This is a genomic window from Streptomyces sp. NPDC104367 (genome assembly GCF_055583825.1).
In genome coordinates this window covers 205096-228574 of record NZ_JBVJND010000001.1, presented here as the reverse complement: position 1 = coordinate 228574, position 23479 = coordinate 205096, and the positions used below count along the sequence as shown (strand labels likewise).

Annotated in this window: 21 protein-coding genes and 1 tRNA gene; 11 read left to right on the top strand and 11 right to left on the bottom strand. The window is 70.8% G+C overall.

Going from position 1 to position 23479, the window contains the following annotated elements:
- Nucleotides 1-42 precede the first annotated feature (42 nt).
- Nucleotides 43-116, top strand: a tRNA-Pro gene (locus tag ACZ619_RS01000).
- A 100-nt stretch (nucleotides 117-216) separates the two neighbouring features.
- Here the strand turns inward: ACZ619_RS01000 and ACZ619_RS00995 are convergent.
- The 8 genes from ACZ619_RS00995 to glyA form a co-directional block, all read right to left on the bottom strand.
- Nucleotides 217-351, bottom strand: coding sequence for a hypothetical protein (locus ACZ619_RS00995; protein ID WP_469592649.1), 135 nt, complete (start codon nucleotides 349-351; stop codon nucleotides 217-219).
- Between the two features lie 190 nt (nucleotides 352-541).
- Entirely contained in the window at nucleotides 542-1396 is an 855-nt protein-coding gene (purU, locus tag ACZ619_RS00990; RefSeq protein ID WP_469592647.1) for a formyltetrahydrofolate deformylase, read from the bottom strand.
- 10 nt (nucleotides 1397-1406) lie between these two features.
- A complete protein-coding gene (locus ACZ619_RS00985) occupies nucleotides 1407-2786 on the bottom strand; it encodes an L-serine ammonia-lyase (protein WP_469592645.1) in 1380 nt (459 codons plus the stop codon).
- Nucleotides 2783-3376 carry a sarcosine oxidase subunit gamma gene (locus ACZ619_RS00980; RefSeq protein ID WP_469592644.1) on the bottom strand — a complete coding sequence of 198 codons (594 nt, stop codon included), beginning with the start codon at nucleotides 3374-3376 and terminating at the stop codon, nucleotides 2783-2785. Before ACZ619_RS00980 ends, ACZ619_RS00985 begins: the two co-directional genes overlap by 4 nt.
- Nucleotides 3366-6227, bottom strand: coding sequence for a 2Fe-2S iron-sulfur cluster-binding protein (locus tag ACZ619_RS00975; RefSeq protein ID WP_469592642.1), 2862 nt, complete (start codon nucleotides 6225-6227; stop codon nucleotides 3366-3368). Before ACZ619_RS00975 ends, ACZ619_RS00980 begins: the two co-directional genes overlap by 11 nt.
- The gene (locus ACZ619_RS00970; RefSeq protein WP_469592640.1) at nucleotides 6227-6550 is read right to left on the bottom strand and encodes a sarcosine oxidase subunit delta; all 324 of its coding nucleotides are present in this window, start codon (nucleotides 6548-6550) and stop codon (nucleotides 6227-6229) included. Before ACZ619_RS00970 ends, ACZ619_RS00975 begins: the two co-directional genes overlap by 1 nt.
- A 25-nt stretch (nucleotides 6551-6575) precedes the next feature.
- Nucleotides 6576-7820 carry a sarcosine oxidase subunit beta family protein gene (locus ACZ619_RS00965; protein ID WP_469592638.1) on the bottom strand — a complete coding sequence of 415 codons (1245 nt, stop codon included), beginning with the start codon at nucleotides 7818-7820 and terminating at the stop codon, nucleotides 6576-6578.
- Complete coding sequence (gene glyA / locus ACZ619_RS00960; RefSeq protein WP_469592636.1) at nucleotides 7820-9154, bottom strand: serine hydroxymethyltransferase; 1335 nt, start codon at nucleotides 9152-9154, stop codon at nucleotides 7820-7822. The genes ACZ619_RS00965 and glyA overlap by 1 nt, the downstream gene beginning before the upstream one ends.
- Nucleotides 9155-9254: 100 nt before the next feature.
- Here glyA and ACZ619_RS00955 point away from each other — a divergent pair, with 100 nt between their 5' ends.
- The 4 genes from ACZ619_RS00955 (at nucleotide 9255) to ACZ619_RS00940 (ending at nucleotide 15002) form a co-directional block, all read left to right on the top strand.
- Nucleotides 9255-9908 (top strand): GntR family transcriptional regulator, encoded by a 654-nt coding sequence (locus ACZ619_RS00955; RefSeq protein ID WP_469592634.1) that lies wholly within the window; start codon nucleotides 9255-9257, stop codon nucleotides 9906-9908.
- 243 nt (nucleotides 9909-10151) lie between these two features.
- On the top strand, nucleotides 10152-10694 hold the full coding sequence (locus tag ACZ619_RS00950) for a hypothetical protein (RefSeq protein ID WP_469592632.1): 543 nt from the start codon (nucleotides 10152-10154) through the stop codon (nucleotides 10692-10694).
- A 167-nt stretch (nucleotides 10695-10861) separates the two neighbouring features.
- On the top strand, nucleotides 10862-13315 hold the full coding sequence (locus ACZ619_RS00945; RefSeq protein WP_469592630.1) for a SpoIIE family protein phosphatase: 2454 nt from the start codon (nucleotides 10862-10864) through the stop codon (nucleotides 13313-13315).
- A gap of 229 nt (nucleotides 13316-13544) precedes the next feature.
- Complete coding sequence (locus tag ACZ619_RS00940) at nucleotides 13545-15002, top strand: alanine/glycine:cation symporter family protein (RefSeq protein ID WP_469592629.1); 1458 nt, start codon at nucleotides 13545-13547, stop codon at nucleotides 15000-15002.
- A gap of 83 nt (nucleotides 15003-15085) precedes the next feature.
- On the opposite strand, the gene ACZ619_RS00935 is transcribed toward ACZ619_RS00940, so the two are convergent.
- On the bottom strand, nucleotides 15086-15769 hold the full coding sequence (locus ACZ619_RS00935) for a GntR family transcriptional regulator (RefSeq protein ID WP_469592627.1): 684 nt from the start codon (nucleotides 15767-15769) through the stop codon (nucleotides 15086-15088).
- Between the two features lie 231 nt (nucleotides 15770-16000).
- Here ACZ619_RS00935 and ACZ619_RS00930 point away from each other — a divergent pair, with 231 nt between their 5' ends.
- The 4 genes from ACZ619_RS00930 to ACZ619_RS00915 all read left to right on the top strand — a co-directional run bounded on the left by ACZ619_RS00930 (nucleotide 16001) and on the right by ACZ619_RS00915 (nucleotide 20950).
- The gene (locus ACZ619_RS00930; RefSeq protein WP_469592625.1) at nucleotides 16001-17380 is read left to right on the top strand and encodes a flavin monoamine oxidase family protein; all 1380 of its coding nucleotides are present in this window, start codon (nucleotides 16001-16003) and stop codon (nucleotides 17378-17380) included.
- 31 nt (nucleotides 17381-17411) lie between these two features.
- Nucleotides 17412-18311, top strand: coding sequence for a 4-hydroxy-tetrahydrodipicolinate synthase (dapA, locus tag ACZ619_RS00925; RefSeq protein WP_469592623.1), 900 nt, complete (start codon nucleotides 17412-17414; stop codon nucleotides 18309-18311).
- A gap of 20 nt (nucleotides 18312-18331) precedes the next feature.
- On the top strand, nucleotides 18332-19846 hold the full coding sequence (locus ACZ619_RS00920) for an aminobutyraldehyde dehydrogenase (RefSeq protein WP_469592621.1): 1515 nt from the start codon (nucleotides 18332-18334) through the stop codon (nucleotides 19844-19846).
- Nucleotides 19847-20608: 762 nt separating this feature from the next.
- The gene (locus ACZ619_RS00915; protein ID WP_469592619.1) at nucleotides 20609-20950 is read left to right on the top strand and encodes a DUF2218 domain-containing protein; all 342 of its coding nucleotides are present in this window, start codon (nucleotides 20609-20611) and stop codon (nucleotides 20948-20950) included.
- Nucleotides 20951-20981: 31 nt separating this feature from the next.
- On the opposite strand, the gene ACZ619_RS00910 is transcribed toward ACZ619_RS00915, so the two are convergent.
- The gene (locus ACZ619_RS00910) at nucleotides 20982-21791 is read right to left on the bottom strand and encodes a hypothetical protein (protein WP_469592617.1); all 810 of its coding nucleotides are present in this window, start codon (nucleotides 21789-21791) and stop codon (nucleotides 20982-20984) included.
- A gap of 137 nt (nucleotides 21792-21928) precedes the next feature.
- Entirely contained in the window at nucleotides 21929-22186 is a 258-nt protein-coding gene (locus tag ACZ619_RS00905; protein WP_469592616.1) for a hypothetical protein, read from the bottom strand.
- A 161-nt stretch (nucleotides 22187-22347) separates the two neighbouring features.
- Between ACZ619_RS00905 and ACZ619_RS00900 the strand changes: the two genes are divergently transcribed.
- Both ACZ619_RS00900 and ACZ619_RS00895 read left to right on the top strand, forming a co-directional pair.
- Nucleotides 22348-22476, top strand: coding sequence for a putative leader peptide (locus tag ACZ619_RS00900; protein WP_469592614.1), 129 nt, complete (start codon nucleotides 22348-22350; stop codon nucleotides 22474-22476).
- A 68-nt stretch (nucleotides 22477-22544) separates the two neighbouring features.
- A complete protein-coding gene (locus ACZ619_RS00895) occupies nucleotides 22545-23465 on the top strand; it encodes a glutathione S-transferase C-terminal domain-containing protein (protein ID WP_469592612.1) in 921 nt (306 codons plus the stop codon).
- Nucleotides 23466-23479 lie beyond the last annotated feature (14 nt).

Sequence of the window (23479 nt, the reverse complement as noted above, 5' to 3'; positions counted from 1 at the left end):
TGACCTGCGTGATCACGCGGAACACACCGCGTGACTCCGCAGCGGGACGTGGCGCAGCTTGGTAGCGCACTTGACTGGGGGTCAAGGGGTCGCAGGTTCAAATCCTGTCGTCCCGACTGGAGACAGTCGCAGGTCAGGGCCGGTTTCGGAGGCATCCGAAGTCGGCCCTTGATCATTTTTGGGGACCAGGTGGGGACCAGTGTTCCTTGACCGGTGTCAGCGGGTGAGGACGGTCGTTGCGGGAAGTGTGCGCGGGGCGCGCAGCACGCTGAGGTGCGCGGAGAGTGCCGACCCGGCGGTCGTGATCTTGTGGGTGTCGGGGTTGTGGGCCTCCTCCGGTGCCGCGGACACCACGGCGGGCTGCTGGCCCGGCGGCCGGACACGGTGTGCGGTGCCGTGCCGGTGACGCCGGCGGGAATGCCAGAAGTACAAGCGCCCACTCGCTTGCTCGCCCTGCCGACAGGATGCCTGCGGCCGTTCGGGGGTCCCGGGCTCAGGTGTGCCGACACTGGATGCGGCATCCGTTCCTGGGAGGGGCGGGTCAGCTGAAGACGACGGTCCGGTTGCCCTGGAGCAGAATGCGGCCCTGGCAGTGCCAGTTGACCGCGCGGGCGAGGGCCAGACGTTCGGCGTCGCGGCCCACGGTGACGAGCCGCTCGGGGCCGGCCCGGTGGTCGACGCGGATGATCTCCTGCTCGATGATCGGGCCCTCGTCCAGGTCGGCGGTGACGTAGTGGGCGGTGGCGCCGACCAGTTTGACGCCGCGCCGGTGGGCCTGGTGGTACGGCTTGGCACCGGCGAAGCTCGGCAGGAAGGAGTGGTGGATGTTGATGGCCCGGCCTTCCAGCCGCTTGCACAGGTCGTCCGAGAGCACCTGCATGTAGCGGGCGAGGACGACGAGGTCGATGCGGTGCTCCTCGATCAGATCGAGCAGCCGGGCCTCGGCCTCGGGCTTGGCCGCGGCGGTGACCGGAACGTGCTGGAACGGCACCCCTTCGGCGGCCGCCAGTGGCTCCAGGTCCGGATGGTTGGAGACCACCAGGACGATCTCGGCGTCCAGGGCGCCGCTGCGCCATCGGTAGAGCAGGTCCGCCAGGCAGTGGTCGAACTTCGAGACCATCACGAGTACGCGCGGCTTGAGTGCGGCGTCCCTGAGCTGCCACTCCATCCGGAATGCGGTCGCCACGGCTGTGAAGTCGTCCCGGAGGCGGTCGAGGGGCACTCCTGCCTCGGGGGCGGTGAAGCTGGTGCGCAGGAAGACACTGCTCTGCTCGGTGTCGTCGAACTGCTGGTGTTCGGTGATGTCGCAGCCGTGCCGGAGGAGGAAGGACGTCACGGCATGGAGGATGCCGGGGCGCTCGGGGCAGCTGAGGGTGAGGACGAACTCGCCGTTCATGAGGGGTCCTTCAGCATTCGACGACGTTGAGAGCGAGACCGCCGCGGGCGGTCTCCTTGTACTTGTCCTTCATGTCGGCCCCGGTCTCGCGCATGGTCTTGATCGCCTTGTCGAGCGAGACATGGTGGGTGCCGTCCCCGTGCAGCGCCATGCGGGCCGCGGTGATGGCCTTGAGGGAGGCGACCGCGTTGCGTTCGATGCAGGGGATCTGGACGAGGCCGCCGACCGGGTCGCAGGTGAGGCCGAGGTTGTGCTCGATCCCGATTTCGGCGGCGTTCTCGACCTGCTCGGGGGTGCCGCCCAGGACTTCGGCCAGGCCGGCCGCGGCCATCGAGCAGGCGGAGCCGACCTCGCCCTGGCAGCCGACCTCGGCTCCCGAGATCGAGGCGTTCTCCTTGAACAGGACGCCGACGGCAGCCGCGGTGAGCAGGAAGCGGACGATGCCGTCCGGGCCTGCGCCGCGCACGAAGCGGTCGTAGTAGTGCAGGACCGCGGGGACGATGCCGGCCGCGCCGTTCGTCGGGGCGGTCACCACCCGGCCGCCTGCCGCGTTCTCCTCGTTGACCGCGAGGGCGTACAGCGTGACCCACTCCATGGCGTGCAGGGAGTCGGTCTCGGCCTCGGTGTCCGCCGCGAGCAGCTTGCGGTGCAGGGCGGCGGCCCGGCGGCGTACCTTCAGGCTGCCGGGCAGCACCCCGTCGATGCCGCATCCCTTGCGGACGCACTCCTGCATCACGGACCAGATGTGCAGGAGGCCGGCGCATACGTCTTCCTCACTGCGCCACGCCAGCTCGTTGGCCATCATGATCGAGCTGATGGGCAGTCCGGTGGCCCGGGTGTGGGCCAGCAGCTCGGCGCCGGTGGTGAACGGATAGCGGACCGGTGTGCGGTCCGGGCCGATCTGCGGATCGCCGGCCGCGCTGTCATCGAGCACGAACCCGCCGCCCACGGAGTAGTACGTGCGTGCTGCCAGGCACCGCCCGTCGTCGGCGGTGGCCTCGAACGTCATGGCGTTGGAGTGGAAGTCGAGACGCTTGTTGCGGTGCAGGATCACGTCGTCGTCGAGGTGGAACGCGATCGTGTGTTTGCCGAGGAGGCGCAGGGACCGTGTCGCCTCGACGCGGGCCGTCGTCGGCTCGGCGACGGCCGGGTCGACCAGCTCGGGAACCTCGCCCTCGAGCCCCAGAACGACGGCCTTCACGCTGCCGTGTCCGTGCCCGGTCGCGCCCAGCGAGCCGAACAGCTCCACACGCACGTGACTCGTCTCCGCCAGCAGGCCGTCCTGTTCCAAGGCGTACACGAAGGTGTGCGCCGCCCGCATCGGGCCCACCGTGTGGGAACTGGAGGGCCCGATGCCGACCTTGAACATGTCGAAGACGCTGATGCTCATCCGGTGCCCCCGCCGTACTCCGTGCAGGCGTCGGCCAGCCAGGTGGCCAGGTACGACGCGAACGAGGAACGGACCAGCAACCAGACGCTGGAGGCCGCCTCACCGCGCACCACGAGAGTGACGGGGGCCTGCGCCAGGACCGTCGTCAGACACGAACCGACGGGCGTCACCCGGGGGTCCAGGTCGATCGCACAACCCTGGGCCAGCACCTCGCGGACGAGATGTCCGGACAGGGCCAGCGTGGTGCGCTGCGCCGACACGTCGGTGACGGTGGCGAACTCGTCACCGATTGCCTCCCGCAACCGGGCGACGAGGGCGTCCTGCCGGCCTTCGGGCGCGACCAGCAGCCACTCGTCGGGGCCCAGCCACAGTGCTTTGACGTCTCCCGTCATCTCGCTGCGCGAGGGTCCGGGCAGAGCGATGCCGAGTGCGGCCTCGACAGCGCGGGCCGCGGGACTGCCGGGCCGCACCCGCACGGTGAGCTGGGTCAGGAAGGGCAGTTCCCTCGCGTTCAGTCCGGTGGGCAGTTGCGCCAGGGCGTCTTGCCAGGTGGCGAGCGGACTGAAGCGGGTGGGTGTCTCAACCGTCACGGCGAGTTCCCTCCTTGTCGAAGAGCACGGGTTCGGTCACGGTCACCGCGACGGTCCTGCCGTCCAGTGGCACGTAGAGGGTTTCGCCGACGCGCCGTGATCCCGAGCGCACCAGAGCCAGGGCGAACGTCCGCTGGAGGGCATCGCTGCGGTAGCTGGAGGTGACGTGGCCCAGCATGGGGACCGGGGGAGCGGGGACGGTGCTGGTTGCGATGATCTGGGCGCCCTCGGGCAGGAGGGTCCGCTCGTCGACGGGGAGCAGGCCCACCAACTGCTTGCGGTCCTCGCGCCGGTTCTCCTCACGGGAGAAGGACCGCTTGCCGACGAAGTCGGGCTTCTTCTTCGACACGACCCACGACATGCCCAGGTCCTGCGGCGTGATGGTGCCGTCGGTGTCCTGCCCGATGATCGGGTACGCCTTCTCGGCACGCAGGACGTGCATCGTCTCGGTGCCGTAGGGAGTGATGCCGAACGCGTCGCCGGCGGCAACGAGGGCCTTCCACACGGTGATGGCGTCCCACGCGGGCACGTTGATCTCGTAGGCGAGCTCACCGGAGAAGCTGATGCGGCACACCCGGGCGGGGATGCCGGCGACGGGGGTGTCGCGCCATGACATGAACGGGAACGCCTCGTTGTCGACGTCCAGTTCGGGAGCCGCCAGGGCCAGCACCGCCCGGGAGCGGGGGCCGACCAGCGGGATGGTCGCCCAGTGCTCGGTGACGGAGGTGAGGTGGACGCGAAGGTCGGGCCACTCCGTCTGCAGCCACTCCTCCATCCACTCGAGGATCTTTGCCGCGTTGCCGGTGGTCGTGGTGAGCAGGAACTCCTGCTCGGCCACCCGGATCACGGTGCCGTCGTCGAGGGCCATGCCGTCGACGCCGCACATCACGCCGTAGCGGACCCGGCCCACCTTGAGCGTGCTCATCATGTTCGTGTAGAGCCGGTCGAGGAGCACACCGGCGTCCGGACCCTGCACATTGATCTTGCCGAGGGTGGAGCCGTCCATCAGCGCGACGCCGGTACGGGCCGCGCGGCACTCGCGCAGCACCGCCTCCTCCATGGTCTCGTCGCCCTGCGGGTAGTACCAGGGGCGCTTCCACTGGCCGACGTCCTCGAACAGCGCGCCGTGCTCGACGTGCCACGGGTGGATGCCGGTCACGCGCACCGGGTCGAACAGGTCACCGCGGTTGCGGCCGGCGAAAGCGGCGAAGGCCACGGGCACGGCGGGCGGCCGCAACCGCATCGTGCCGAGATCGGCGACGTCGACACCGAGCGCCTCGGCGACGATCCCCGAGGTCATCACACCGGATGTGCGGCCTTGGTCGTGCGCGGTGCCGATCGTGGTGTACCGCTTGACGTGCTCCACGGATCGCAGGCCCGCCCCGGTCGCCCGCAGGATGTCGGCGACGTGAGCGTCGCGCTGCAGGTCGACGAACTGGCTGGAGCCGTCCGAGCCCTCCTGCGGGCTCGGCACCCGCCACAGAACCAGACCTGGTGCGCCCTCGGGAAGCGGGGCGGTGGCCGGAAGCGAGATCGTGCCGCCGGTCCTGCCGAGGGCGGACAGGGCCTGACGCGCGGCGTCCGCGCCGTCCGCCAGAGCGCCGGCCAGGGTGAAGGCAGCGCTGGCCGCTCCCGCCGTACGGACGTCGGCCAAGGCCCTCTCGGGTACGAAGGCGCCGATCCCCGCGTCGTAGCGCAGGACACCGCGGGCCTGGCTGAACAGGGCCACGGCCGGGTTCCAGCCGCCGGAGACGAGCAGGAGGTCGCAGTCGATGCCCTGCCGTTCACCGAGGCGCCCCTGACCGAACGCGGAGACGTGGGCGCGGGAGATCCGCTCGATACCGCTGGTCCCGGTGACGACATGGCCCGCGCGCACCTCGATGCCCCGCTCCTCGCAGGCGGTGCGCCAGTGCGCCGGCACCTCCTCGCGGGCGTCGACGACCGCGGCGATCCGCACGCCCGCGTCGGCGAGATCGAGGGCTGCAGAGTAGGCGCTGTCGTTCGTGGTGAACACGACGGCCCGGCGTCCGGGCAGCACGCCGAAGCGGTTCAGGTAGGTGCGGGCCGAGCCGGCCAGCATGATGCCGGGCCGGTCGTTGTCGTCGAAGGCGACGGGCCGCTCGTAGGCGCCGGTCGCGAAGATCACCTGGTGGGCGCGGATGCGCCAGATCCGCTGGCGCGACACGTGCGCGGGTGCAGCGGTTCCGAGGTGGTCCGTGCGCTTTTCCAGGGCGAGGACGAGCCCGTCGTCGTACTGGCCGAAGGCGGTGGTGCGCTGTAGCACCCGCACGTCGGGACAGGCGTCGAGTTCGGCCATGGCCTCGCCGACCCACTCGGTCGCGGGCGCGTCGTCGAGGAGTTCCTGGCTGCCCAGCAACGACCCGCCAGGGCTGGGCAGTTCGTCGACGAGGACCACACGGGCTCCGGACCGGGCTGCCGCCAGCGTGGCGGTCAGTCCGGCCGGGCCGGCGCCCACGACCAGGACGTCGCAGTGGGCGTGCACGGTGTCGTAGCGCGCCTCGTCCGGCTCCGCGCTCAGTCGGCCCTGGCCGGACAGACCCCGGGCGACCAGGCCCTCGTACAGTTCGACCGTGGTGGCCGTGAGCATGGGTTCGGGGAACGGGACCTCGATCTGGACGAGTGCGTTGGGCTCTTCCACACCGGCGGACAGAATGCCGCGGGGCCGACGGTACTTGGCGCTGTCCGCCACGTGGTGCACCCCGTTGGCCAGCAGGGCGGAGGCGAGAGTGTCGCCGGGGTGTCCGGCGTAGGTGGTGCCGTCGAAGGTGAACGAGAGCGTGGTGTCGCGGTCGATGCGGCCGTGGTCCCGGGACCGGAATGAGTTGTTCATCAGCTGGCCTCCTGGCCCGTCCGCTGCTGGGCGGCGGCCGCGGTGCTCGTGGTGAGAGGGTTCTCGGCACCCATTTCGTAGACGGCGACGAACTCGTGGGTGACGGTGTCGCGCACGGCGGTGAACCAGCGCCGGCAGCCGGCCGCGTGGACCCAACGCTCGGCGAACCGGCCCTTGGGGTTGTCGCGGAAGAACACGAACCGGGCCCACTGCTCGTCGTCGAGGGCGAACGGATCCTCGGGGTAGGCGACGTGCGCCTGGCCGCCGTAGTGGAACTCGATCTCCTCGCGCCGACCGCACCAGGGGCAGGCTATGAGCTGCATGTCGATCTCCTTGCCGTGGAGGCGGTCAGTGGGCGACGCCGGCCGCGCCGTGCTCGTCGACCAGGGCGCCGGTGGTGAAGCGGTCCAGCGTGAAGGGCGCGTTGTACGGGTGGGCCTCACCCGTCGCGATCGTGTGCGCGAAGCACCAGCCGACGCCCGGGGTGGCCTTGAAACCGCCCGTGCCCCAGCCGCAGTTGAGGTAGAGGCCCTCGACAGGCGTGGCGCCGACGATCGGTGAGGCGTCCGGCGTGACGTCGACGATGCCGGCCCAGGTGCGCAGCATGTGGGCGCGGGCGAAGACCGGGAACAGCTCCAGGGCGGCGGCCATCTGCCGCTCGATGATGTGGAAGGCGCCGCGCTGCCCGTAGCCGTTGTAGCTGTCGATGCCGGCGCCCATGACGAGCTCGCCCTTGTGGGCCTGGGAGACGTAGACGTGCACCGCGTTGGACATCACCACGGTCGGGTGCACGGGTTCGAGGAGTTCCGAGACCAGCGCTTGCAGCGGGTGGCTCTGCAGGGGCAGCCGCAGGCCCGCCATGGAGGCGAGGACGGAGGAGTGTCCGGCGGCGGCGAGTGCGACCTTTCCGGCGGCGATGTTGCCGCGGGTCGTCCGTACGCCGTGGATGCGGCCGTCGCGGATGTCGAGGCCGGTGACCTCGCAGTCCTGGATCAGGTCGATGCCGTAGGCGTCGGCCCTGCGGGCGAAGCCCCAGGCGACGTAGTCGTGCTTGGCGATGCCCGCGCGCGGCTGGTAGGTGGCGCCGTGCACCGGATAGCGCACGTCCTGCGAGACGTTGACGATGGGGCAGACCTTGGCGACCTCTTCCGGCTCCAGCCACTCGGCGTCGATGCCGTTGAGCTGGTTTGCGTAGACGCGGCGCTTGCTGTCGCGCACGTCCTGGAGACTGTGGGCAAGGTTGAGGACACCGCGCTGGCTGAAGAGGATCGGGTAGTCGAGGTCCTCTTCGAGGGTCTCCCACAGCTTGAGCGAGTGCTCGTAGATGCCGGAGCTCTCGTCCCACAGGTAGTTGGAGCGGATGATGGTGGTGTTGCGGGCCATGTTGCCGCCCGCGAGCCAGCCCTTCTCCAGGACCGCGATGTTCGTGATGCCGTGGTTCTTCGCGAGGTAGTAGGCGGTGGCCAGCCCGTGCCCGCCACCACCGACGACGACGACGTCGTACGACGGCTTGGGGCCGGGGTTGCGCCACAGGAAGTCCGGGTGGTCAGGCAGTACGTCTTCGGGGGCGCCGGCGGTGTCGGGGGAGTGCATCACTGACCAGCCTCCTGGGCCGTGGGCTGCGCGTGGACGGGGTACAGCGGGAAGCGGTCGGCAAGGACCCGGACACGTTCGCGCAGCGCGCCGGCCACCTCGTCGTCGAAGCCGGGCAGGAAGGCCGTGGCGATGATGTCGGCGACTTCGGTGAACTCCTCCGCCCCGAAGCCGCGGGCGGCGAGCGCGGGTGTGCCGATGCGGACACCGGAGCTGACCATCGGCGGGCGCGGGTCGAAGGGGACCGCGTTGCGGTTGACGGTGATGCCGACCTGGTGCAGCCGGTCCTCGGCCTGCCGGCCGTCGAGCTCGGAGTGGCGCAGGTCCACCAGGACCAGGTGCACGTCCGTACCCCCGGTCAGCACGCTGACACCGGCGGCCGCGGTGTCCGCGGCCAGCAGGCGTTCGGCCAGGATCGTGGCGCCTTCCAGCGTGCGGCGCTGGCGGTCGGCGAACTCCGGCTGCGCGGCCATCTTGAAGGCCACCGCCTTCGCCGCGATGACGTGTTCGAGGGGGCCGCCCTGCTGGCCGGGGAACACCGAGGAGTTGATCTTCTTGGCGAGTTCGGCGGTGGAGAGGATCACGCCGCCGCGGGGGCCGCCGAGCGTCTTGTGCGTGGTGGTGGTGACCACGTGTGCGTGCGGGACGGGCGAGGGGTGCAGGCCCGCGGCGACGAGGCCGGCGAAGTGCGCCATGTCGACCATCAGGTACGCGCCGACTTCGTCCGCGATGCGGCGGAAGGCCGCGAAGTCCAAGTGGCGGGGATAGGCGGACCAGCCGGCCACGATCAGCTTCGGCCGGTGTTCCTGGGCGAGCTTGCGGACCTGCTCCATGTCGATGCGGTGGTCGAGCTCGCCGACCTGGTAGGCCGCCACCTTGTACAGCCGCCCGGAGAAGTTGAGCCGCATGCCGTGGGTCAGGTGGCCGCCGTGTGCCAGGTCGAGGCCCAGAATCGTGTCGCCGGGCTGCAGCAGGGCGGCCATCACGGCCGCGTTGGCCTGGGCGCCGGAGTGCGGCTGGACGTTGGCGGCCTCGGCGCCGAACAACTCCTTGACGCGGTCGATGGCGAGCCGCTCGACGACGTCGACGTGCTCGCAGCCGCCGTAGTAGCGGCGACCGGGGTAGCCCTCGGCGTACTTGTTGGTCAGCACCGAACCCTGGGCCTGCATGACGGCGAGAGGCGCGAAGTTCTCGCTCGCGATCATCTCCAGCGTGCCGCGCTGCCTGGCCAGCTCCGCCTCGATCGCCGTGGCGATCTCGGGGTCGAAGTCACGGAGTTCGGTGCTGAGAACCGTGGACCGGGCCGCGTGGTGATCGGGGGCGTGGTGAGTCATGAGAACTCCCTCGTAACCGACTGGTAGGCAACTGATATATTAACTCTCTGTTGCGATACACTAGGAGGGCCGATTGAGCCGAGTCAAGGGAGGAAGCGGAGTGACTTCGTCGCCCGTCACTGGTCAGAGCCACGGAACGCTGGCTGACCAGGCGTATCGCTCCATCTCGGACCGGCTGGTCACCTTGCAGATCCGTCCCGGCGAACCCATCAATGACGAGCGGATCGCCGCAGAGCTCGGCTTCGGGCGCACCCCGGTCCGGGAGGCGCTGAAGAGGCTCGAACACGAGCGCCTCATCGTCGCCTACCCCCGGCGTGGCACCTTCGCCACCGAAGTGCAGATTGCCGACCTCGGCCACATCTCGGAGGTGAGGCTGCAGCTGGAACCTCTCGCCGCGGCCCTGGCCGCAGAGCGCGCCAGTGAGGACGACCGGGCTGAACTGGCGCGGCTGCTGACGCAGCTGGCGGACACGTCTCACGGCGGCACGGACCTGATCCGGCTCGACATGTCTGTGCACCGCGCCATATATGCCGCGACGCGCAATCCCTACCTTGAGGACACCCTGGTCAGGTACGACAACCTGGCCACCCGGATCTGGGGCCTGTTCACCGACCGGCTGCCCGGACTCGTCGGCCATGTGCATGAGCACGGTCCGCTCCTGCGCGCCATCATCGACCGCGACGCGGACAAGGCCGAAGCGCTGGCGGCGGGTCACGTGGAAGGGTTCGAGGCCGCGATCCGCAGCGTCATCTGACCGGCGTCAGTGCGCAACGCCGGCCGTGCCGCCCTGCTGCGGGCGATGACCGGGTCGGTGGTGAGGGGAGCGCCGGGCGGCTCCTCGGAGAGCGTGACCTGGGGCACTCCCGTGACCACGGGGGCGCTCAGCGGACGCCTGTCCGTGCCGGGCGAGTCGTTTTCAGGGCCGCAGATCACCGGGTTGTCGTAGGTCGGTCGCGGAGCGGCCAGGCGGCTGAACGGGGCCGCGGACGGAGTCCACGTGGTGGACCTGGGTCTGAACAGGAGCGGTGGGCCGCTGTACAGCGTGCTGCTGGTCGCCGTCCCGGCAGTCGCCCTGACGCTGCCGGCACTGGTCGAGGTGGACGTCAACGGCGCGCCCGTCCCGGTCGCGTTCAACGCTGTGGTCTCCATCGGCGTCGTGGGGCTGTACCTGGCCTTCGCCATCCCGATCCTCCAGCGCTGGAGGAAGGGACCGGCGTCCGGGACCGGCAGCTGGAACCTCGGCCGTCACTACAAGTGGCTCGCCCCCGTCACCGTCGGAGAGATCGCCCTCACCACGGTCATCGCTGTCCTGCCGACGACCCCCGGCGGTGTGCCGTGGAACGCCGGCTTCTCCTGGAAGTACGTCGACTACACGCCGCTCGTCGTCGCCGGCACCTTGGTCGCGCTCTGGCCGGCCCGGGAAATCCGGGTGAAGAACAGTTACACGGGCCCCCGTACCACCGTGGACGCCGCTTCCGGGGCCGGCTCGGCCGACGGCCTGCGAGAGGGGCACGCGGAGTACCCCGCCGGCTCCCGTTGAACGCACGCTCCGTGATCGCCGTGCGCGCCGATCACGCCCCCGCCTCGGTGTGCCGTCGACCGGGCATGCGGCACATCATGGAGGTACACGGACGCGCCGCCGAGTGCGCGGGGGAGCACCGGACGGCTCGCCGCTGGGAGACGCCGAGGTGAAGGGACACTGCCAAGATGACGGTCCCGGAGGACGCCCTGCCCCATGGTGCGGGCGGGCCGCTGGGCGCGGCGGACATGGCGCTGGCGGTGCTGGACGGGCAGGGGCTGGTCACCGGCTGGACCGACACTGCGCAGCGCCTGGTCGGCTATCCGGGCGAGGAGATCGTGGGCCGGTCCGTCCTGGCCCTCCTGGCAGAGCCCGAGGACCGGGCGGCCGCGGTCGCCGCAGCCGAGAAGCGCCCTACGGGCGACGACTGGAACGGGGTGCTTGTCGTGCGGCACCGCGACGGTCGGCGGCTGCGGCTCGCCGTGCGGGTCCTTCCCCTGGTGGATCCGACCGGGAGCAGACGGTGGGCGGTGCTGGCCCAGGACGAGCGGGCGCCGGGGGAGAGGCTGAGCCGACTGGTGTTCGAGCCCCTGCTCGCGCATGCTCCGGTCGGTGTGGCGGTGCTGGACACCGATCTGAGGTACGTCTGGGTCAATGACGTCATGACGTACGGCGGGGCGGTGCCGCGGGAGCGCAGGCTGGGGCGCCGGCTGACGGAGATGCTGCCGGCCAGGTCCTTCGAGCTGGCCGAGGCGCAGTACCGGCAGGTGCTGGAGACCGGTGTGCCGGCACTCGACTTCGAGTACCTCGCTCCCAGCACGGCGGATCCGATCCGGCAGCACGCGTGGTGGGAGTGCATCTTCCGCATCGAAGACTCCGCCGGCCAGGCGCTGGGCGTCTGGTACATGTCCATGGACAACACCGAACGCTGGCGAGCCCGGGAACGCCTGGCCCTGCTGACCGACGCCAGCGCGCAGATCGGCAGCACCCTCGATGTCGCACGGACCGCGCAGGAACTCGCCGACGTCGCGGTGCCGCGCTTCGCCGATATCGTCACCGTCGACCTGCTCGAATCGGTCCTGCACGGCGAGGAACCTCCTCCCAGGCCGACCGGAGCCACTCCCACGCTGCGACGCGCGGGACAACGGTCCATCCATGCGACCTGGCCCGAGGCGACCGAAGGGCCCGGCGACGTCCTGCATCGCGGGCCCGCCTCCCCCGCCGCCCGCTGCCTCACAGACGCCAAACCCTGTGTGGAGTCACTCGCGGATCACTCCACCAGCACCTGGGCCGACGAGGATCCGGCCAGGGCGGCCAAGGTCCGCGCCCTCGGGGTCCACGCGGTGCTGGTCACGCCGGTGCATGCGCGGGGGGTCCGCCTGGGCGTCGCAACTTTCCTGCGGTCCCGCCGCCCGGACCCGTTCGACGAGGACGACGTCGGTCTGTCGGAGGAGCTCGTCGCTCGTGCAGCGGTGTGCGTCGACAATGCCCGCCGCTACACCAGGGAGCGCAGAGCTGCCCTGGCCCTGCAGCGGAGCCTGTTGCCGCATGGACTGCCGGCAGGGACCGTGCTGGACGTGTCCTCCCGCTACCTTCCGGCGAACGCTCCGCACGCGGTGGGCGGCGACTGGTTCGACGTCATCCCGCTTTCCGGCGCCAGGGTCGCGCTCGTCGTCGGCGACGTGGTCGGACACGGGACGAACGCCGCCGTCACCATGGGCCGGCTGCGCGCCGCCGTACGTACCCTGGCCGATCTGGACCTGCCGCCCGACGAACTCCTGGCCCACCTGGACGACCTGGTCGTGAGCCTGGTGGAGCAGGAAGAGTCGGACCGGGGCGGCGAGAGCGACCCGCAGGACGTCGCCACGTCCGTACTGGGCGCCACGTGCCTGTACGCCGTCTACGATCCGGTCACCAGGCAGTGCACGCTCGCCAGGGCCGGCCACCCGCCCCCGGCCGTCGTCACCGAAGACGGCGCGGTCGTCTTCCCCGATCTTCCGTCGGGGCCACCGCTGGGACTGGGCCTCCTGCCGTTCGAAGCCGCCGACGTGGAGCTGCCCGACGGCACGCTGCTCGCGCTGTTCACCAACGGCCTCATCGAGGAACGGAACAAGGACCCCGACATCGGAATGGCACGCCTCGCGAGCGCGCTCGCCCGCCCGGCTCCGAGTCTCGAAGCCGTCTGCGACAACGTGATCGGCGCGCTGCCACTTGGCCCGCCCACCGACGACGCGGCCCTGCTTCTCGCCCGCACGCACGGCCTGGATGCGAGTCAAGTCGTCTCATGGGATCTGGCTCCCGACCCGGTCGTCGTCGCCGACGCCCGTGACCGCGCCACCCGTCAGCTCGCCGAATGGGGCCTGGAGGAACTGCAGTTCACCACGGAACTGGTCATCAGCGAGCTTGTCACGAACGCCATCCGTTACGGACGCGAACCCATCAGGCTGCGTCTGATCCGGCAGGACGGCCTGATCTGCGAGGTCTTCGACGGCAGCAGTACCTCGCCGCGGCTGCGGCGCGCCCGGACCACCGACGAGGGAGGCCGCGGGCTGTTCCTGGTGGCTCAATTGTCACGGCGCTGGGGCACCCGATACACCACGGACGGCAAGGTCATCTGGGCCGAGCAGAGCATTACGGCGTGAAGGCACCGCTTGAAGAGCGCACAGGTGTCTCCCGGCGGCGCGCCCGTGCAGGTCTGTGGGGGACGGGTGTCGGAGGTGATGGTTCAGGCATGGCGGGGCGGCCTCCGGTTGGCCAGAACGTTAATCTGTGATCACAGATCACACAAGGGTTTCCTTGGGCGGACTCTCCGCGTAGAGTGCCGCCCGTCTTCCGGGGACGGGTGTCACCGAGCCACTGGAGACACCGCCCATGGAAATGCTGTCCACCGTCAGCGGCTGGATCTGGAATCCGCTGGCCTATGTCGCCCTCGGGGTCGGCGTGCTGTTCACGCTGCTCACCAAGGGCGTCCAGTTCCGCCGCTTTCCCGACATGCTGCGCCACCTGCGCTCCGGCGAGGCCGGGGAAGGAGGGCTGACCTCACTGCAGACCCTCGCCCTGTCGCTGTCCAGCCGGATCGGCGTCGGCTCCATCGCCGGAGTCGCCACCGCCGTCGCCGCCGGCGGCCCGGGTGCCCTTCTCTGGATGGTGATCACCGCGCTGCTCGGCTCCACCTGCGCGTACGCCGAGTCCGTCCTCGCGCAGGTCTACAAGCGCCGGGTCCGCGACGAGGACCGCGGCGGCATGCCGTACTACATCAAGTACGGGCTCAAGGCCCCCTGGCTCGCCACCGTCGTCGCCGTCGCGACCCTCATCGGCTACGGCTTCGTCTTCCCCGGCGTCCAGGCCAACAACATCGCTTCCAGCGCCAAGCTCGCCTTCGGCGTGGACGGCCCCGTCGTCGGAGTCGTGGTCGCCGGCGTCCTCGGACTCGTCATCGTCGGCGGCACGCGCCGGATCGTGAAGGTCGTCGAGGCCGTCGTCCCGTTCGTGGCGCTCGTCTACGTCGTCAGCGCCCTGGTGATCATCGCCCTCAATGTGGAGAAGGTGCCGGACGCGATCGTCCTCGTCGTCTCCAGCGCCGTGGGCAAGGACCAGGTCTTCGGCGGGATCGTCGGCTTCGCGGTCGCCTGGGGCGTGCGCCGTGCGGTGTTCGCCTCCGCCACCGGTCTGGGCGAGGGCACCTTCGCCGCGGCCGCCGCCACCGTCTCCCACCCCGGCAAGCAGGGCATCATCCAGGCGTTCAGCATCTACATCGACATCCTGCTGATCTGTACGGCGAGCGGCCTGCTCCTCGTCGTCACCGGCGCCTACAACGTCACCGACCCGGCGGGCGGCTACCTCGTCGAGAACGTGCCGGGCGCGGTCGCGGGCCCCAACTACATCCAGGAGGCGATCGATTCGAGCCTGCCGGGCTGGGGCTCCGGCTTCGTCGCAGTGGCCGTGACGATGTTCGCCTTCATCTCGATGGTGTTCTTTTTCTACGTGGCCCAGACGAACCTCATGTTCCTGCTGGGGGAGCGGCGCAGCAAGCTGTGGGAGGCGTTCGTCAAACTCGGCACGCTCGGCATCGCGTTCACCGGCACCACGGTGACCGCCGACGCCATGTGGGCGGCCGGTGACATCGGCTACGGCATCCTCGGCTGGCTCAACATGGGCGCCGTCCTGTTGCTGACCCCCGTGGTCCGCAAGGTCATCCGCGACTACGACCGGCAGCGGCGCGACGGACTGGACCCCGTCTTCGACCCGGAGCCGCTCGGCATCAAGGGCGCCGAGTACTGGGTCAAGGAGTCGGCCGTGGGCGCGGTCGCCGAGCCCGACCGCGTCTGACGCCGCCGCGCGAAAGGCCGGGATGGTGGTGCTCACCGGCATCGCCACCCCGACCTGCGCGCTCCAGGCCGCCCCGGGCGGGGCTACTGCTTGCGCTGTTCCTTGAGCTGCGCCTTGATGCGGTCCGTCGCGCTGACCAGCGACGCGCGAGTGACGTCCGTCGCGGCCTCGGAGTCACCAGCTTCGAGGGCCTTCACCAGGCGCTCCTGATGCCGCCACAGGGCGTCGTCGCCGGGCCGGTCCAGGGCGGAGCGCGCGCCGACGGTCTTGTAGGCGCGGCACTGGCCCCACAGGGTGCGGACCGTGTTCACGAGCACCGGGTTGCCCGAGGCTTCGTAGAGGACGGCGAGCAGGTCCTCGTCGCGGTCGAGGTAGGCCATCACGTCGCCGTCGGCGATGGCCTGCCGCATCTGGTCCAGGCCCCCGCGCATGCGGGCGATGTCCGTCTCGGTGACACGGGCGGCGCCGAGCCGCGTCGCCTCGACCTCGACCAGCAGTCGTACGTCGTAGGCGTGGACCAGCTCGGCGAGGTCCAGGCCCTTCACGACGGAGCCCCGGTGCGGGACGCGCTCGGCGAAGCCGGCCTCCTCCAGGCGCCGGATCGCTTCGCGCACCGGCATCTCGCTGGTGCCCACCAGCGCGGCGAGGTCGCGGATCCGCAGCCGGTAACCGACGGGGAATTCCCCGCTCATGATCGATTCGTGCAGCACCGCGTACACGCGGTCGGCCATCGACAGGGTCGGTTCCAGGCGTTTCGAGGTATCCACGTGCGCATCCTAAGCAGCCTCGGGTCGGGAGCGGTCAGCTCTGTGATCTTTGATCGATTTTCCGCGTGATCCATGTGAACGATGACCGCAAACCATTGTGTGATCTGTGATCACATCTTATCGTGGTGGTCAGTTCGCCGAGTGGCCACTGTCCGTCCACGGGCATCTCCACCAGCGCTTCCGTACCCACTGGGCGGGCCGATCCGGCCTGCTGGAGATCAAGGGGCTCCCATGAAAGACGTCGTCATCGTCGGCGGTGGCATCGCCGGGCTCTCCGCCGCCTGGCGGCTGCGCCACCTCGACACTCTGGTCCTGGAGTCGGACCACCGCGTCGGCGGCCGCATCCGCTCCGAGAAGCGCGGCCGCTACTTCCTGAACTGGGGCGGCCACGTCTACGCGGGCGGCGACTCCGCCACCTCGTGGCTCCTGGACAACACCGGCGTCGACGCCGTCCCCGTCCCCGGCTCGCTGTCCGGCCTCCACATGAACGGCAAGCTGCTGCTCAAGGGCCGGGTCGAGACGTACCCCTTCCGCATCCCGATGCCGCTGTCCGCCCGCGTCGGCATGCTCACCACCGGCGCCAAGGTCTTCACCAAGGTCGGCAAGTACGCCCGGATCGTCGGCCGGCGCAAGGGCGAGAGCGAGGCCGAACGCCAGCAGCGGGTCTACGACTTCATGAACGACATCAGCTTCAAGGAGTTCATCGGCGACATCCCCGCCGACGCCCAGGCCCTGTTCGAGCCGACCGTCACCCGCTCCGCCGGCGACATCGACCAGATCTCGGCCGGTGCCGGCGTCGGCTACTTCAGCCTCGTGTGGAACATCGGCGCCGGGCTGTCGAACTCCATCATGAACGGCCCGTCCACCCTCACCGAGACCATCGCCGCGGCGCTCGGCGACCGTGTCCAGCTCGGCGCGTCGGTGAGCGAAGTGGTGCAGAAGAAGGACTCGGTCGTCGTCCGCTACCAGCAGGACGGCCTTGAGTTCGAGGTCCAGGCGCGCACCGCCGTGCTCGCCACCCCGGCCCCGGTCACCCACCGCATCGCACCCGATCTGGACGAGGACGTCCGAGAAGCCCTCTCGAAGATCCAGTACGGGCCCTACGTCAGCGCCGCGTTCCTCACCAACGAGACCTCGCGACGCCCCTGGGACGACGCCTACGGCATCGCGACACCCAAGCGGTCCTTCAACGTCGTGCTCAACATGTCCAACATCCAGCACGGTTACAGCCGCGAACGGCACCCCGGCTCCAGCCTGATGACGTTCTCGCCGGGCACCCTCGCCCGCAACCTGATGGACCTGGACGACGACGGCATCCGCACCACCTACCTCGAAGACCTCGACCAGGTGCTGCCGGGCGTCGCCTCCGACGTCACCGAGTCGCACGTCTGGCGTCTCCCGCTGGGCGCCCCGTACTGCTTCCCCGGCCGGGGCAAGCTCCAGCCCGTCCTCACCCGCCGCACCGGCCGCGTCCTGCTCGCCGGCGACTACATGGGCTCCCTCTACACCGAGACAGCCATCCAGTCCGGCCTCAACGCCGCCACTGACGTACGCGCCCTGATCGCCACGCACCGGCAGACCGCCCGCACGGGTCTGATCGCCGCCTCCTGAACCTCGACCACCTCTCGCCAAGGAGAACACCATGCCTCTGCAGAACGGCATCCTGACCGCCCTCGCCACCCCGTACGACCAGGCCGGAGACATCGACGAGAAGCTGCTGCGCGTCCTCGTCGACCGCTCGATCGACGGCGGCGTGTCCGGCGTCGTCGCGGGCGGCTCGACCGGCGAGTTCGCCGCCATGACCGGTGACGAGCGCCGCCTGCTCGTGGAGACCGTCGTCGACCAGGCCGCCGGCCGCGTCCCGGTCATCGCCCAGACCGGCGCCGTCGCCACCCGCGAGGCCATCGCCCTCACCCGGCACGCCGAGCAGGCGGGCGCGGACGTCGTGATGGTCGTCGCCCCGTACTACGAGGCCCTGACGATGGACGAGACGCTGCGCTACCTGCGCACGGTCGCCGGCTCCGTCTCCATCCCCGTCATGCTTTACAACATCCCGAGCGCGACCGGCGTCAACCTCGACCCCGACACCGTCGGCGCACTCGCCCGCGAGGTCGACAACATTCGCTACATCAAGGACACCAGCGCCGACATGGCGCAGGCCGGTCAGCTCATCCACCACCACGGCGACGTCATCACCACCTACCTTGGCTGGGACAGCCTGCTGCTCGCCGCCGTCGCCGAAGGCGCCGCCGGCGTCATGGCCGGCACCGCCAACGTGATGCCCGCCGACCTCGTCGCCGTGCACCAGGCACTGACCGCGGGCGATCTGGAACTGGCCCGGGCACGCTGGAAGCGCATCTACCCGCTCATGGACACGCTGATGACCGGCGGCCCCTTCATCCAGGGGGTCCGCGCCGCGCTCCAGGAGATCGGTCTGCCTGTCGGGGTGCCGCGCGAGCCGCTGCTCGACATTGAGACGGCGCACCGCGAGCGCATCCGTGCCGCGCTCGCCGACCTGCCGCACCTGTCCGTCCGCGACTGAGACCCGGGGGATTCCCTGCCATGACGTTCACCGTCCGCCGTCCCGCAGCCGCCGCCACATCCCTGACCAGCGCGGAAGACCTGCCCCCGCTGGGCCACTTCATCGACGGCAAGTTCGTGGATGGACATGCCGGCGAACCCGGTGTCGAGATGAGCGACGTTCTCAACCCGGCCACCGAGGAACTGCTCGCCCGTGTCCCGCTCGGTGGGGTCGAGGAGACCGACCGGGCCGTGGCTGCGGCCCGCGCCGCCCACCCGGCTTGGGCCCGGATCACCCCCAAGGAGCGCGCCGACCTCCTCCTGGCAATCGCCGACCGGGTCGACGCCGACGCCGACCTCCTCGTACGCCTGGAAGCAGCCGACACGGGAAAGCCGTTCGCCGTCGCCCGCGACGACATCTCCATGACCGCCGACGGCTTCCGCTTCATGGCCGGCGCCCTGCGCGCCACCGGAAGCAGCCTCGCGGCCGGTGAATATGTCACCGACCACACGTCGCTGATGCTGCGCGAGCCGCTCGGCGTCATCGGCGCGGTCACGCCCTGGAACTACCCGCTCCTGATGGGCGCCTGGAAGATCGCGCCGATTCTGGCGGCCGGCAACTGCCTGGTCCTCAAGCCCTCCGAGCAGACCCCGCTGTCCACGCTGAAGTTCGCCGAACTCGTGGCGGACCTCCTTCCGGCCGGTGTCTTCAACGTCGTCACGGGCCGCGGCTCCGTGGTGGGCGACCGGCTCGCGCGCCATCCCGACATCGCCATGATCGCGCTGACCGGTTCGACCCGCAGCGGGCAGTCCGTGGCGCGCGCCGCTGCCGACACGGTCAAGCGCGTCCACCTGGAGCTGGGCGGCAAGGCCCCGTTCGTCGTCTTCGAGGACGCCGACCTCAAGGCGGCCGCGGCCGGCCTCCGTACGGCCGGCTTCTGGAACAGCGGACAGGAGTGCGGCGCCGCCTGCCGCGTCCTCGTCCACGCCTCCGTGGCCGAGGAGTTCACCGCGCACCTCGTCCGGGAGATCGAGCAGATCACCGTCGGCGACCCGCGCGCGGGCGACGACGTCGAGATCGGCCCGCTGGTCTCCAAGCCGCACTACGACCGCGTCCGCGGCTACCTCGGCCGGGCCATCAGCCAGGGTGCCCGTCCCGTGGTCGGCGGCGCCGCCCTCGACGAGGACAAGCCCGGCTACTTCGTCGCGCCCACCGTTCTGGCCGACGTGGCCGAGGGCGCCGAGATCACCCGCGAGGAGGTCTTCGGGCCGGTCGTCAGCATCGAGACCTTCACCGACGAGGACGAGGCGATCCGCCGCGCCAACGACGTCGAGGCCGGACTCGCCGCCTCCGTGTGGACGGAGAACGCACGCCGCAGTCACGCCGTCGCCGCCCGCCTCGACGCGGGCACCGTCTGGGTCAACTCGCATCTGGTGCTCGCCAACGAGGTCCCGTGGGGCGGCTTCAAGGGCTCCGGCTACGGCCGCGACCTCTCGGTCTACGCCCTGGAGGACTACTCGCGCACCAAGCACGTCATGCACCACCACGGGCGCTGACGCGCCATGACCGGCAGCGTCCGCATGTCCGAGCGCGAGCTCTCCGGGCTCTGCTCGCGGCCGGTGCCACACCGACGTCCGCCCGCTTCCTCACCCGCAGCGTCCTCGGCGCCGAGCGCGCGGGGAAGCGGGCCGTCGGTCTGGCACATCTCTTCGACTACCTCGACGCCTACCGCGATGGTCGGATCGTGGCCGGCGTCCTCCCCGAGGTGACCCGTCCCGCGCCGCGCCGTCGTGCGTGATCGCCGACGCGCGGGACGGGCTCGCCCAGGACGCCTTCGAGGCCGCCGTCGACGCCCGGGTCTGCCGCACGATCGGGTGACGTCTGAACTTGCTTGCCCTGTGGGGCGGGTGGGAAGGATGTCGCTGTGGTGCCAGCCCGGCGCGAGCGCGGCGAAGTCCGGGTCTCGTTACGAGGTGCTGCGGGAGCGGCGCGGGGACCAGTTGGGGACCACACGGTGTACGCGATGGTGCGCGGCGGGCCTGTTGCGCACATGGTCTGCCCCAGTTGAATCTGTTATGTCCAGAAAGTGCCCTCGACCTCTGCTCCTGGGGGTCAAGGGGCCGCAGGTGCAGATCCTGTCGTCCCGACAGTGATGCCGGAGGTTTCCGCGGGCCAGGGGCTCTCTTCGGAGGCCCCCTTTCCCCTGCCCGGAACCCGCAAACTGTGCGTGCGCCCGTGCGCTGCCCCGACCGGCGCGGTCCGCCGCCCGCCGACGTAGCGTGAGGCCGTCAACGCACGCCCGACACCGGGAGTCCCAGATGGCCCGCTCCGAAGCCCGCGTCAGCACCGACCGGCCCGCCCGCTACGCCAAGCAGCTCGCCTCGCACCTCAGCCGCCGTTCGCAGACCACCTGGGACGAGGAGACCGGCCTCGGCACCATCGTCTTCCAGAACGGCACCGGCACCCTGGCCGCCGCCGAGGGCGCGCTGCTGCTCGCGGTGGAGACGGAGGCCGGCAACCTCGACCTCCTGGAAGGAGTGGTCGGCCGGCACCTGGTCCGCTTCGGCACCCGCGACGAACTCGTCGTCGAGTGGCACCGGGACAACGGCGAGCCGGGCAGCACCCAGCGCAACACCGAGGACCCCGAGCCCCTGCACTGACCCGGCCGCCCGTGCCCGCACCGGTGCCGGCCTAGTCGAACTGGCTCGGCATCGGCGCCGGGGTCTTGCCGGCCAGGACGTCCTTGAGGCGCTGGGCCCCGTTCTGCACGGCCAGTTCGGTGCTGGGGTGGTCGACGCCGGACAGGCCGCCGTTGGTGACGGCCGCACCGGAGGCGCCGACGCGCAGTGCCGCCACGTCCAGGGTGGTCGTGGCGGGCTGCCCGTTCGAGGTGCCCTGGACGGTGACGGTGAGCGCCGCCAGGTCGTCGGCCACCTTCGGCGGCTCCTTGTACTCGACGACCTGCACCGTGCGCTTGCTGCCGCCGGAGGCGGTGACCGTGAACTGGTTGCACTTCTCCGGGAGGCTCTTCAGCCAGTTCAGCGTGGCCTCCATCGTGGGCTGGCCGTAGTCCCCGACCTGGTACAGCAGCCGGGCGTCCTGCGAGGTGAAGCCGCGCAGCCCGGAGGCGCCGGTGGCGCGGCCCAGCAGGCTGTCGGAGTAGAGGCCGTCGAGGAGCCGCTGGCAGTCGGCGGCGGCGGCCTCGCCGCTGAGGAACTCGGCCTTGTCGACCTTGCCCACCAGCATCTGGTTGCGCCAGGTGGCGGCGTCGTTGGCCAGCTGCCAGTCGTCCTCGATGTCGGCGGGCGTGATCAGCGCGGCCTGGGCGCCGGCGCCGGTGAGGGCGGGGGTGCGGGACGGGGCCGGGGAGCGCTCGGCGGCGGGGGTGACGGCCGCGGCCTCGGGCGAGCCGCTGTCGTCCGCGCAGGCCGCCGTGGCGAGCAGGATCCCCGCCGTCAGGGCCGGGGTGAGAACACGCACGGGTCGGGACGGACGGGTCATCGCGACTTCCTCCTCGGGAACGCGGTACGTCCCTCCACGCCACCATCCGCCACCTGCGCCGACCAGCCCGCGCGGGCCGTTCGGGTGACCGTCCCGGCGTCGGGTCCCGCTGTCGGCGCCCAGCGTCGGCGCTGGGCTCACCGCTCCGGTGCCGTGATCCGCACGTGCCGGCCGCCGCAGCGCGGGCAGACCGCGTCCGTGAGCGGCGAGCGCACCGCGCGGCCGGCCTCGTCGACGTACTCCAGGGTGCTCTGGAGCTCCGGGTCGGCGACCGGGTCGGTGAAGAAGACCGCCTGGAAGGTGGCCCGCCACGCCTCGCCGCAGTCCCGGCAGGTGAACACGAACGTCTCGGGCACGGCCCCCGGCACCGCCCCGGCCCCCGCAGGCTCGCTCATCCCGTCCGGCTCCCGTCGCTGACCCCGTCCTTCCAGCGGACCTCCCCGTCCGCGCGGCGGCAAGTCGGAGGGCCGGTGTCCCAGGGATGGACGCCCTCTTGACGTGGGGCGGTGGGCGATCGACACTCCGGATGGGAATCCTAGTGAAAAGGTAGGGAAAGATGGGTCGCCTGCGGACGGTCGGCAGTCAGTGCCGGGAGAGCCGTACGCCGTACCCCGCCCTGCTGCTCACCTCCCGTCTGCACATCGACCTGCAGCGCGTGTGCAGCGCCATCGGCCGCAGACGTTGACCTCCCGCCGCCCACCGACGAACGCTTCCGCCGCGCGTACGTCCGCGCGCCCGCACCCGGGGAGACACATGTCCATCACTCCGCTCGCCGCCCTCCCGTCCGTCCGGACCACCCCCGGCTTCCGGGGCCGCATCGGCCGGGACGCGCGCAGCGGCCACTACGCCGTGCCGCGCCGCTACCGCCTCCACCTGTCCACCGCCTGCCCCGCCGGCCTGCGCATCGCCGTCGGCCACAGCCTGCTGGCCCTCGACGACTGTTGTCCGGTCACCTTCCTGCCCGCCGTCCCGGACCGCCCCGACGGCAGCCACTCGGCCCTGCGTCCGCTGTACGAGGCGAGCGCCCACCACTACACGGGACCGGCCCTGGCCCCGGTGTTCAGCGACGCCTGGTCCGGACGCATCGTCAGCACCCACGGCCCGGACATCCTGCGCGACCTCGACCGCTACTTCGGCGACGGGGTCACCCGGCTCTACCCGTGCGGCACCGAGTCCGAGATCGAGGCCGTCGAACAGCTCTGCGCCGAGGGCATCGAGCGGGCCGCGCAGCGCGCCGGCAGCGAGGGCGGCGACCCGGAGGCGCTGGAGACGCTGCTCGCCACCCTGGCCGTCCTGGAGCGCCGGCTGGCCGATGTGGAGTTCCTGGTCGGCGGTCGACTGACGGCTGCGGACGTGGAGTTGTGGGTCACCCTGGTGCAGCTGGACACCGTGCACCGCAACCACCTGGACGCCTCGGCCGTGCACCGCATCGCCGACCACCCGGTGCTGTGGGCCTACGCCCGGCGGCTGGCCGCGCACCCGGCCTTCGGCGCCCATCTCGACCTCGACGGCATCGCCCGCCGCCACCACGCCCGTTGCCAGGGGCTGGAGGCAGCCGGCGCCGCCGTCCAGATCCTGGACTGGGTGGGACACGCCGCCGACGGTCCCGCAGGTGAGAGCGGTCAGAACCGTTCCGCCAACTGGACAGGCGTTGACATTCCTTCGGGCAACTGAGTTACTTGCGGACA